Origin of the sequence: Janthinobacterium rivuli (genome assembly GCF_029690045.1) — a bacterium.
Lineage (GTDB): Bacteria > Pseudomonadota > Gammaproteobacteria > Burkholderiales > Burkholderiaceae_D > Janthinobacterium > Janthinobacterium rivuli.
The window spans coordinates 3,629,098-3,640,809 of record NZ_CP121464.1 but is presented as its reverse complement, the minus strand read 5'-3'; the positions used below and the strand labels follow the sequence as shown (position 1 = coordinate 3,640,809).

General features: G+C 64.5%; 5 protein-coding genes. 1 reads left to right on the top strand and 4 read right to left on the bottom strand.

Annotation, left to right across the window (positions count from 1 at the left end):
• The first annotated feature begins 54 nt into the window (after positions 1–54).
• Positions 55–3,255, top strand: a complete 3,201-nt coding sequence (locus tag P9875_RS16450) for a PAS domain-containing protein (RefSeq protein ID WP_278315957.1) — start codon at positions 55–57, stop codon at positions 3,253–3,255.
• On the opposite strand, the gene P9875_RS16445 is transcribed toward P9875_RS16450, so the two are convergent.
• Genes P9875_RS16445 through P9875_RS16430 form a run of 4 tightly spaced genes read right to left on the bottom strand, consistent with a single transcriptional unit; the run spans position 3,252 to position 11,695 of the window.
• Entirely contained in the window at positions 3,252–6,146 is a 2,895-nt protein-coding gene (locus tag P9875_RS16445) for a PAS domain S-box protein (RefSeq protein ID WP_278315956.1), read from the bottom strand. The genes P9875_RS16450 and P9875_RS16445 overlap by 4 nt on opposite strands.
• A gap of 7 nt (positions 6,147–6,153) precedes the next feature.
• On the bottom strand, positions 6,154–7,344 hold the full coding sequence (locus tag P9875_RS16440; protein WP_278315955.1) for a hybrid sensor histidine kinase/response regulator: 1,191 nt from the start codon (positions 7,342–7,344) through the stop codon (positions 6,154–6,156).
• Complete coding sequence (locus P9875_RS16435; protein WP_278315954.1) at positions 7,341–8,219, bottom strand: CheR family methyltransferase; 879 nt, start codon at positions 8,217–8,219, stop codon at positions 7,341–7,343. The genes P9875_RS16440 and P9875_RS16435 overlap by 4 nt, the downstream gene beginning before the upstream one ends.
• Positions 8,219–11,695 carry a response regulator gene (locus tag P9875_RS16430; RefSeq protein WP_278315953.1) on the bottom strand — a complete coding sequence of 1,159 codons (3,477 nt, stop codon included), beginning with the start codon at positions 11,693–11,695 and terminating at the stop codon, positions 8,219–8,221. The genes P9875_RS16435 and P9875_RS16430 overlap by 1 nt, the downstream gene beginning before the upstream one ends.
• Between the last annotated feature and the right edge of the window lie 17 nt (positions 11,696–11,712).

The window sequence follows — 11,712 nt, the reverse complement described above, 5'->3', positions numbered from 1 at the left end:
AAGAGGGGTGCCCCATGGTATATTCCGGGCATCAGTTTTCCCCTTATCGACACGGTGCACGCAAACAACATTCTTTCCTTGCTGGACGCCGAGCATAGTGCGCTGGGCAGCATTGCGGCCGGCGCCGACCTGGCCCATGCACTGGAACACCTGTTGCTGGCGCTGCAAGACCTGGCCGACGGCGGCGCGCATGCCTGCCTCGTGCTGATCGACGAAGCCGACCGCTTTTGCGGCTTGTCCGCCCCCAGCCTGCCGCAAGACCTGTGCCTGGCGCTGCGCCACGGCGGCGAGCAGCCTTCTCCGTTCGGCACTGCCGCTTTTTCCGGCGCGCCCGTGTATTGCGGCGACATCACGCGCGACGTGCACTGGAGCGCGGGACGCAAGGAAGCCATGCTGCACGGCTACCGCGCCTGCTGGGTCGCTCCCGTCTTCGGCGCCAAGGGACATATCCTGGGCGTGCTGGGCCTGTTTTTCCCCGCGCCATGCCATCCCACGCAACCCGAGATCGAATTGCTGGCGCTGGCCGCGCGCGTGGCCGCGCATGTGATCGAGCGGGGCCAGCTGGAACAGGCGCTGCACGACAGCCGCGAACATTTTCATTACGCCATCGAACTGAACACGCAAGTGCTGTGGACGGCCGATGTCGACGGCAAGCTCGATTATGTGGCGCAGCGCTGGCGCGAATGGACGGGTGGCATCGGCCTGGGCACCAGCTGGCTGGACGCCATCCACCCCGAGGACGTGCCCCATTCCCTGGCGGCCTGGAGCGAAGCGGTGGGCAGCGGTCAGCCTTTCGACCAGGAAATGCGCGTGCGCCGGCAGGACGGCCAGTACCGCTGGGTGCATTCGCGCGCCTACTGCCGGCAAGACGAGCGCGGCCAGCCCGTGAAATGGTATGGCTCGTGCGAGGATATCGACGAACACTGGCAGGCGCGCAATGCCTTGCTCGACAGCGAGGCGCAGTTCCGTTCACTCGCTTCCACCATGCCGAACCAGGCCTGGCTGGCGCATGGCAGCGGCGCCACCTACTGGGTCAACGAGCAAGTCTGCGACTACACGGGGCAATCGCTGAAGTCGCTCGTCACCAGCGGTTTTCGCCACTGCGTGCATCCAGACGACGTGCAGGCCACGCAAAAAAGCTGGGAACGGGCCGTCACCACCGCCAGCGCCTACGAGCACGAGTTCCGCATGCGCCGCGCCAGCGACGGCGCCTACCGCTGGTTCCTGGCGCGCGCCTTGCCGCTGTTCGACGAGGCGGGCACGGTGCTGCGCTGGGTGGGCACGAATACGGACGTGCAGGAACAAAAGAACGTGCTGGAAAAGATGGCTTACCTGAATTCCTCGCTGGAAGTGGAAATGGCCAACCGCACGGCCGACCGCGACCGCATGTGGCGCTTGTCGACCGACATCATGCTGGTGGCCGACCTGGCCGGCATGATCATCGCCGTCAATCCCGCCTGGAGCCAGATCCTCGAGCGGCCGGAAATCGAATCGCTGGGCATGGACTTCATCAGCCTCGTGCATCCCGACGACCGCATGGCGGCCTTGAAGGATTTGTCGCGCCTGGCTCATGGCGCACCCACCTTGCGCATGGAAAACCGCTACCGGCGCCGCGATGGCGGCTACCGCTGGATTTCCTGGACGGCCGTGCCGGCGCAAAAGCTGATCCACGCCATCGGCCGCGACGTCACCGACGAAAAAGAGGCCCGGCTGGCGCTGGTGCGCAGCGAGCAAGCTTTATTGCAGGCGCAAAAGCTGGAATCGATCGGCAAGCTGACGGGCGGCGTGGCCCACGATTTCAACAACGTGCTGCAAATTATCTCGGGTAATCTGCAGTTGCTGAAACTGACGGTGGCCGACAATCCGCAGGCGGCCAGGCGCCTCGCTTCGGCCGCCTCGGCAGTCGAACGGGGCGCCAAGCTGTCTTCGCAACTGCTGGCCTTTGCCCGGCGTCAACCTTTGCGGCCGCTGGTGACGGACCTGGGCCGTTTGCTGCGCCGCATGCATGAGCTGATCCGCCGCGCCCTGGGCGAAGCGATTGCCGAGGAAACCTTCATCAGCGACGGCTTGTGGCATACCCTGGTCGACCCGAACCAGATGGAAAACGTGCTGCTGAACATGGCCATCAATGCGCGCGACGCGATGGACAAGGGCGGGCGCCTCACGTTCACCTTGAGCAACGTCACGCTCGATGCGGACTACGCCAGCCGGCATGCGGACGTGCTGGAAGGGCAATACGTGCTGCTGACCATCACCGACACGGGCCATGGCATGGAGCGCGACGTGATCGACCAGATTTTCGAGCCGTTTTTCACCACCAAGCGCGAAGGCGAGGGTACGGGACTGGGCCTGTCCATGGCTTACGGCTTCATCCGCCAGAGCGCGGGCCACATCAAGGTGCAAAGCGCGCCGGGCGCCGGCACGACGTTCAAGATATACCTGCCCCGTTCGCTGGAAAAGCTGGCCGAGCCGCCACCGGGCCTGACTGGCCCCGTGCTGGGCGGCAGCGAGACCATCCTCGTGGTCGAAGACGATGCGCCCGTGCAGCACACGGTGGTCGACATGCTGCGCGGCCTCGGCTACGACGTGCTGCATGCGGACGATGGCGCCTCGGCCCTGGCCCTGCTGGGCACGGGCGTGGCCATCGATCTGCTGTTCACGGATGTGGTCATGCCTGGCCCCGTCAGCAGCAAGGAACTGGCGCAGCAGGCCCGGCTGTTGCTGCCGGAACTGGCCGTATTGTTTACCTCGGGCTATACGCACAACGCCATCATGCAGGGCGGGCGGCTCGATCCGGGCGTCGAATTGTTGAGCAAACCGTACCAGCGCGAAGACCTGGCGCGGCGCATTCGCCATGTGCTGGCCGACCGCCGCCTGGTGGGCGCGCCCGACCCGTCCGGACGGCGCATCCTGCTGGTGGAAGACAATGACGATGCGCGCGAAATGACGACCGAGATGCTCAATATCCTGGGGCACACCGTGCACGGCGTGGCCAGCGCCGAAGAAGCCTTGCCCCTGTTGGCCATGCCGGGCCTGGATGTGCTGGTGACGGACATCAGCCTGCCCACCATGTCCGGCCTGGAACTGGCGCGCCATGCGCGCGCGCACTGGCCGCAGCTGGACGTGGTGTTTGCTTCCGGGCACGATTGGGGCGCCAGCCTGATGCAGGACGCCAGCGCGCGTTTTCTGCGCAAGCCGTTTGGCCTGGAAGAGCTGGCCGGCGCACTGAAGGCGCGCCGGCTCGACGTCTACTAGGCCCCCAAGCTTGGCGGCAACAAGGCTTGCTGCAGTTGCTCGACGGTAAATGGTTTCACCAGAAAGCGCGCCTGCGGGTCCAGCACGCCGGAATTGGCCGGCGCGTGGCCCGTGGAAAACACCACTTCCAGTTGCGGATAGTCGCGCGCCGCGACTTCGGCCAGCTCAGCGCCCGACATCCGCGGCAGGCTGATGTCGGTCAGCAGCAGCTCCAGTCCCGGCGTGCCCAGCAGGGGCAAGGCTTCCTCGGCCGTGCCCACGGCCAGCACCGTGTGCCCCAGCATGGCCAGCAGCTCGCCCGTCATGGCACGCGCGTCCGCATTGTCTTCCACTAACAGGATATGACGCACACCAGGCAGCGATGGCACAGGCTGCTGCGGCGCCAGCTGCGCGCGGTACTGGTGCAGGGCAGTCACGTGGCGGCCGTTGGCCAGCAAGTGACGGATGCGCCGCGCCAGGTCTTCGCGCCGGTACGGTTTGCTCAACAATTCCACGCCCGGCTCCAGGCGGCCGCCCTGCATCATGGCGTCTTGCGTGTAGCCCGAGGTGAACAACACGGCCAGCTGCGGCAGCAGCACGCGGGCCTGGCGCGCCAGCGCCGTGCTGGGCACCTTGCCCGGCATCACCACATCCGTAAACAGCAGGTCGATGGGGACGCCGCTGCCGATGATGGCCAGCGCGCTTTCGCCATCGCTGGCGCGCAGCACGACATAGCCGAGGCCGCGCAGCATGTCGACCACCGTCGTTTGCACCTGCACGTCGTCTTCCACGACGAGAATGGTTTCCTTGCCGCCCAGCACCGGGCCGCCCAGTTGCAGCGGCAGTTCCGTTTCCGCTTCAAGCGAGCGTGGCAGGTAGATGCGGAAGGTGCTGCCATGGCCCGGCAAACTGTCCACCGTCAGGTGGCCGCCGCTCTGGCGCAGGAAGCCGTAGGCCATGCTCAAACCCAGCCCCGTGCCTTCGCCTTCCTTTTTTGTCGTGAAGAACGGTTCGAAAATCTTGTCCAGCAGCTCGGCGGGAATGCCCGTGCCCGTATCCGAGACGGCCAGTTGCACGTAGTCGCCGGGCGCCACGTCCGCATGGCGGGCCGTGTAGTCGCTGTCCAGCACGCTGTTACTGAGTTCAATGGTCAGCTGGCCCTGGCCATCCATGGCGTCGCGCGCGTTGATGGCCAGGTTGAGGATGACGTTTTCCAGCTGGTGCGGGTCGACCAGGGCGCGCCAGCAGTCGTCGGCCAGCAGCAAGCGCGTCTCGATGCTTTCGCCGGTGGCCCGCCGCAGCAGTTCTTCCGTCGCGCGCAGCAGTTGCGCCAGGTCGGTCACCAGCGGTTTCAAGGGTTGGCGCCGCGCAAAGGCCAGCAGCTGGGCCGACAGCTTGGCGCCCCGTTCCACGGCGGCCGAAGCGCTGGCGATGCGCTTGGCGGCCAGCGGGTCGTCATCCAGGCCCAGCTGCAGCAGTTGCAGATTGCCGGAGATAATTTGCAGTACGTTATTGAAATCGTGGGCCACGCCGCCCGTCAGCTTGCCCAGCGCTTCGAGCTTTTGCGATTGCAGCAGGGCCATCTCGCTGTGGCGCAATGATTCCTGCATGCTGCGCAAGGTGTTTTGCGCCTCTTTTTCCACAGTGACGTGGCGCCCGGTGGCGAAGATCAGGTCGCCTTCGGGCGCCGCCACCCACGACAGCCAGCGGTGGCCGCCATCGCGGTGCCGGTAGCGGTTCTCAAAGCTGGGCATGGATTCCTTGCCAACTTGCAGCAAGGCCTGGCGCGTGGCGGCGGCATCGTCGGGCAGCAAGAAGTCGAAGATGCTGCGGCCCAGCATTTCTTCGGGCAGCCAGCCCAGGATGGCGCCGGCGGCCGGGTTGACGGCGGCAAAGCAGCCATCGGCATCGATGGCCACCATCAGGTCTTGCGCGCTGCGCCATAGCCGCTCGCGTTCGCTGTTGCGCGCGGCCAGGTCCGCTTCCAGTTTCTTTTCCACGGTGATGTCGCGCGCACTGCAATACACCTTCTCGCCCTCGGGCACGGCTACCCACGACAGCCAGTGCCAGCCGCCCAGCTTGTGGCGGTAGCGGTTTTCGAAGCGCAGCGCCGGCTGGCCCTGGTTGGCCGCATCCCAGGCCGCATAGGTGCGCGGCAAGTCGTCCGGATGGATCAGTTCAAAAAATTTCGTCGTGCGGATTTCCTCGGCCGACCAGCCCAGGGTGGCTTGCCAGGCGGGGTTCGAGTGTTCGAAATAGCCGTCGAGGTTAAGCACGCCCAGCAGATCGGGGCTGACGTTCCAGGTACGGCCGAATTCGCGCGTGCGCTCGGCCACTTGCATTTCCATGCTGGCAGTCAGGGTGCGCAGGCGCGCTTCCGCCCGCGCCCGCAAAATGGTCGACCAGACCCGTTCCGACACTTGCACGGCCAGTTCGATTTCGTCCGCATGCCACAGGCGCGCAGCGCGGCTGTGCACGACGAACAGGGCCGCCAGCTGGCCATCCTTGGCAATGGGAATGTTCAGGAAGGCGCGGATGCCCAGGCGCGCGAACGTGGCCAGCGCGGCCGGCATGGCCGTGCGCGGGTCGCTGGCCACATCGCTGACGGCCAGCGCCTGGCCGGCGGCAAGCGCATCGGCCAGGCCGGCCGCGTAATCGCCGAGGAAATACTCGCCGGCGGCGCCCGGCGCCAGGCCATCGCTCCACGCATGCTGCAGGGTGGGGCACTGCAGGGTCTGGTCGATATCGAAACAGGCCACTTGCTGGGCGCCCAGGCGCTGGCCCAGCAATTGCGCCGACAGGGACAGGATCTCGCCCGTGTCTTGCAGCAGGCGCAGCCGGCGTTCCAGCTGCAGCAAAAAGGCGACGCCGCTGGCGCCAGCCTGGCTGCGGAGGGCGGGAGTGCTGCTCATGCGGGCCTCAGCTGCCGGCCAGCGGCAGGGTGACGCTGAACAGGGCGCCATTGCCGGGCTGGCTTTGCAGGGTGATGGCGCCGCCGTGCGCATCGACCAGCTGCTTGGTGATGAACAGGCCCAGACCTAGGCCACCCGTGCGGTCCTGGTGGATGACGCGCTCGAAGGCGTCGAAAATGCGTTCCTGGTCGCGCGCGTTGATGCCGATGCCATGGTCGCGCACTTCGATGACGGCGCTGTTCTGCGTGTGCGCCAGGCTGATTTCCACGGGCTGGCCCTGGCCGTAGCGCACGGCATTGCTGATCAGGTTGACGACGATCTGCTCGACGCGGAAGGCATCCCAGTAACCGTGGATGGGCTCGAAGGCCATCACTTCCAGCACGCTGTCCGTCGTGGCCGCATATGGCGCCAGGTCGTCCGCCACGCGGCGCACGAGGCAGGTCAGGTCGACGGCTTCGCGGCGGATCGACAGCTTGCCGCTGGTGATGCGCGAGACGTCGAGCATGTCGTCGATCAGGCGCACCATGCTGCGGATTTGCCGCCCGTCGCGCGCCACCATCTTGCCCAGCTTGTCCGGCTCGAAAGCGGCCAGGTTGCCCCGTTCCAGGTTGACGGTGCGCATCTGCGTTTCCAAAAACAGCGTGTTCAGGGGCGTGCGCAGTTCGTGCGCCACCATGGACATGAATTCGTCGCGCAGGCGCAGCGAGCGCTGCAGTTCCGCCTGCGTGGCGCGCAATTCTTTCAACAGCGCTTCCTGCTGCTGGCGGCTGTGCTCGAGCGCCTGCACCTGGCGCCGCGTTTCGCTGCGCTGCTGGTGCAGGGCCACGAAGACGTTGACCTTGCTTTGCACGGCATTGATGTCGAGCGGCTTGTGCAGGAAGTCGACGGCGCCGCTTTCATAGCCCTGGAAGGCGAAATTCATTTCCTTGCCGGCCGCCGTGACGAAGACGATGGGGATGTGGCGCGTCTTTTCCGTGCCGCGCATCAATTGCGCCAGTTCAAAACCATCCATTTCCGGCATTTGCACGTCGAGGATGGCCAGCGCGAAATCGTGTTCCAGCAGCAGGGCCAGCGCTTCTTCGCCCGAGGATGCCTGGTAGACGCTGCGGTCGCTCTCGCGGATCAGCGCATTGAGTGCGCGCAGGTTTTCCGGCAAGTCGTCGACGATCAGCAGTTTGGTACTTGTTTCATTCATCATGTTTCATTCCTGGCATGGCTTTGCCGTCCAGCGTAGTGGGAAGCGGCGTGCGAGGGCGCACGCTTGCGGTAGAGCTTTTCGGGACCCGGCAATGGCTCGAAGTCGGCGGCAAAGCGGGTGAAATGCGTGCTTTCCTTGCTGCCCAGGCCCAGGAAACCCCGGTGGCACAGCGACTCGTGGAACAGGCCCAGGGCCCGCTCCTGCAAGGTTTTGTTGAAGTAAATCAGCACGTTACGGCACAAAATCAATTGCGTTTCAATAAACACGCTGTCCGTGGACAGGCTGTGGTCGGTAAAGTTAATCCTGTCGAGCAGGCGCTGCTGGAAACGTGCAGTGGCATGCTCGACCGTGTAGTAATCGGTCAGCTGGCCCAGGCCGCCCGCGGCCAGGTAGTTGGCGCCGTACTCGTCGAGCCGGTGCAGCGGATACACGCCGCGCGCGGCCGTGGCCAGCGCTTGCGGATTGATGTCGGTGGCGTAAATCGTGCTGCGTTCGAGCAAGCCTTCCTCGTGCAGCACGATGGCCAGCGACAGCGCCTCTTCGCCCGTGCAGCAGCCGGCCACCCAGATGGTCGGCGAGGGGTAGGTTTTCAGCACGGGCACGACCTGTTCGCGCAAGGCGAGAAAAAACGCCGGGTCGCGGAACATTTGCGTGACGGGCACGGTCAAAATCTGCAGCAGCTTGCCAAAGGCGGCCGCGTCGTCGAGCACCAGTTGCTGCAAGGCGGGCACGTCAGCGCAGTGCAAGCGTTCGAGCGCCTGACTCAGGCGGCGGCGCTGCGAGGGTAAGGAGTAGTCGCGAAAATCATAGCTGTAGCGCTGATAGATCGCTTCCATCAGCGCGTGCAGTTGCGCGTCCGTGGTGCGCAGAGACATCAGATGCGTTCCATCTTCGGCATCCACACGCGCAGCAGCGAATACAAGCGGTCGAGGTCGATTGGCTTGGCCAGGTAATCGGATGCCCCCGCCTGCAGGCATTCTTCCTGGTCATTCTTCATGGCCTTGGCCGTGATGGCGATGATGGGCAGCTTGTTGTAGCGGCCATCGGCGCGGATCAAGCGCGTCGCTTCGAGTCCATCCATGCCCGGCATCATGACATCCATCAACACCAGGTCGATATCGTCCACGCTGTTGAGCTTGCTGATGGCTTCGAAGCCGTTGCGGCCGATTTCCACCACCACGCCTCGCTGTTCCAGCGCATTCGTCAGGGCGAAGATATTGCGCACGTCGTCGTCCACCAGCAAAATCTTGCGCCCTTCAAATACGCGTTCGCGGCTGCGCACCTGTTGCAGCATGCCCTGGCGCTCGCTCGACAGTTCGGACTCCACCTTGTGCAGGAAGAGGGTGACTTCGTCGAGCAGGCGCTCGGGCGAACGGGCGCCCTTGATGATGATCGAACGCGAGTATTTCATCAGGTCCGCTTCTTCCTCGCGGCTCAGGTTGCGGCCCGTGTAGACGATGACGGGCGGGAACGAGCACAGCTCTTCATGTTCCATGCGTTCGAGCAATTCGTTGCCCTGGATGTCGGGCAGCTTCAAGTCGATGATCATGCAGTCGAAAATCTGCGTTTTCAGCAATTCCAGCGCTTGCTCGCCCAGGGCCACTGCCGTGATTTCCACGTCGTCGTCGCTGATCAGGTGGACCACGCTTTCGCGCTGGCGTTCGTCGTCTTCGACCAGCAGGATGCGCTTCATTTTTTGCGTAAACTTCGATTCGAGCTTGCGGAACACTTCCTTCAGCTGTTCGCGCGTGCGCGGCTTGGTGGCGTAGCCGATGGCGCCCAGCTGCATGGCTTCCTGGATCTGGTCGTTGCCGGACACGATGTGCACGGGAATGTGGCGCGTCAGCGGGTTTTCCTTCAATTGCTGCAAGACCAGCAAGCCCGGACGGTCCGGCAAGCCCATGTCGAGCAAGATGGCGTCGGGCAGGAATTCCTCGGCCAGGCGCAAGCCTTCGTCGGCGCCGTGCGCCACCAGGCAGCGGTATTGCATTTCATGCGCGAGGTCGAACAGGATGCCTGCAAACGACGGCTCATCCTCGATCACCAGCACGGATCGCTGGCCCGTCTTGACGGCCGGCACGCTATTGCGGTCATCCTCGAAGGTGGGCAGCGGCACGGGCTTGGCGGCGGGTACCGCCTTGGGTGCGGCGGCCGCGGCGGGTGCTTGCGGCGCGGCGGCGGGCGCAGGCGCGGCTTCCACCTCACGCTCCGGCATGACGGCCGGCAGCACCAGGGTAAACGTGCTGCCCTGACCGGGTGTGCTGGCCAGCTCGATGCTGCCGCCCAGCAAGGCGGCCAGGTCGCGCGAAATCGACAGGCCCAGGCCCGTGCCGCCATAGCGGCGGCTGGTGGTGCCGTCGGCCTGGTGGAAGGCGTCGAAAATTTTGTGCTGCTGGTCGCCGGCGATGCCGATGCCGGTATCCTGCACCTGGAAGCGCACCTGGCCGGCCGCATCCGTGCTCACGTGCAGGGACACGGTGCCCGCATCGGTGAACTTGATGGCGTTCGACAGCAGGTTTTTCAGGATTTGCTCGAGGCGCTGGCGGTCGCTGACGAAGGACGGCGCGACGTCCGGCGCCACCTTGACGTCAAACACCAGTTTCTTTTGCTGCGCCTGGGCGCCGAACAGCATCTTCATGCTGCTGAGCAGCTCGTTGAAGGGCACGGCTTCCGGCGTCAATTCCAGCTTGCCTGCCTCGACCTTGGAAATGTCGAGGATATCGTTGATGAGGGTGAGTAAATCGTTGCCGGCTGAATAAATGGTTTGCGCAAACGTCACTTGTTCCGGCGTCAAGTTGCCGCTGGTGTTGTCCGACAGCAGCTTGGACAGAATCAGCGAGCTGTTCAGCGGCGTGCGCAGCTCATGCGACATGTTCGCCAGGAATTCGGATTTGTAGCGGCTGGCCCGCTGCAGTTCTTCCGCGCGCGCTTCGAGCTGGGCATGCGCCTCGCCGATGGCCATGTTTTTCTGGTCCAGCGACAGCGCCTGCACGGCCAGTTGCTCGTTCGACTGCTCCAGCGCCGCCTTTTGCTCTTCCAGGTGCGCCTGCGACTGTTCCAGCACGCGCGACTGCTCGCCCAGCTCTTCATTGGCCGTGCGCAGTTCTTCTTGCTGCACTTCCAGCTCTTCATTCAATTGCTGGGTTTCTTCCAGCACGTTTTGCAGGCGCTGGCGGTACAGGGCCGCTTCCAGCGAGGTGCCGACATTCGCGGCAATCAGGTTCAGCCATTCCTTGGCGCGGGCGCTGACGGGATGCGTAAAGCCCAGCTCGATGACGCCGTTGACGACGCCTTCGTTGTTGACGGGCGTCAAGACCAGTTCCAGCGGCGTGCCGCGGCCCAGGCTTGACGTCACGGTCAGGTAATTGTCGGGCACTTGCTGCACATGCTTGAGGCGCTTTTCGCGTGCCGTCTCGCCCACCAGTCCTTCGCCCAGCTTGAAGACTTGCTTGTCCTTCACACCCTGATCGTTGAAGCCGTACACGGCCGTGCGGCGCAGGCTGCCATCTTCGTCGACGACGTACAGGGTGGCGATGGCCACGTCGAGGCGGTGAGCGAGGAAATCGAGCACGTGCCGTCCCAGTTGAGGCAAGCCCAGCTGGCCGCTCGTGTGGGCCGCCAGCTCCGTCTGCCCCGTGCGCAGCCAGGCTTGCTCCTGCAACACGTCGTTATCCTTGCCGCGCTGCTCCAGCGCATCGTTGTAGATGTCGGACAGACGCAGCAGTTCGCGCCGTCCCAGGTAGGCCAGCAGGCCCGACAATCCCAGGCTGAGGATGAGGAACACGACGACGGCCAGCATGGTGCGGCTTTCGGCCGTATCGGCCCGTTCCTGGCGCAAGCGCTGCTCCATGGACAGGAAGGTGAGGAATTCGCGGCGGATTTCGTCAAATTCGAGCTTGCCTTCGCCCTGGCGCACGCGCGCGAGGAATTCCTGGTTGTTGCGGCGCTGGGCGATCACGGCTTCCGCGTAATCGAGCCACTGGCCTTGCAGCGCGCGGATGCGGCGCAAGCGGTCCACCTGGATGGGGCTGTCGGACACCAGATCCAGCAGGGTGGTCATTTCCACGGCGATCTTCGCCTTGCCCGATTTATACGGCGCCAGGAAAGTTTCGTCGCCCGTCAGCAAATAGCCGCGCATGCCCGTTTCCAGGTCGACCGACAATTTCATGACTTCGTTCGCATTGCCGATCACGCGTTCGGAATGCTCGACCGAGCGCAGGGCCGAGAGCAGATAGGCGATCAGGCCGACAAACACGAGGGCCGTGATGACCCCGATGACCAGCGGCAAGGTCACATTGCGGGCGAGGATGCGGCGAAAGCTGAAGGAGTCGATCGGGGTCTTGGTATTCATTATGTCCGTGGAAGGCT

Coding starts and splice junctions, on each gene's coding strand:
- P9875_RS16445 (WP_278315956.1), bottom strand. CDS start 6,146: ATGAGCAGCACTCCCGCCCTCCGCAGCCAGGCTGGCGCCAGCGGCGTC.
- P9875_RS16440 (WP_278315955.1), bottom strand. CDS start 7,344: ATGATGAATGAAACAAGTACCAAACTGCTGATCGTCGACGACTTGCCG.
- P9875_RS16435 (WP_278315954.1), bottom strand. CDS start 8,219: ATGTCTCTGCGCACCACGGACGCGCAACTGCACGCGCTGATGGAAGCG.
- P9875_RS16430 (WP_278315953.1), bottom strand. CDS start 11,695: ATGAATACCAAGACCCCGATCGACTCCTTCAGCTTTCGCCGCATCCTC.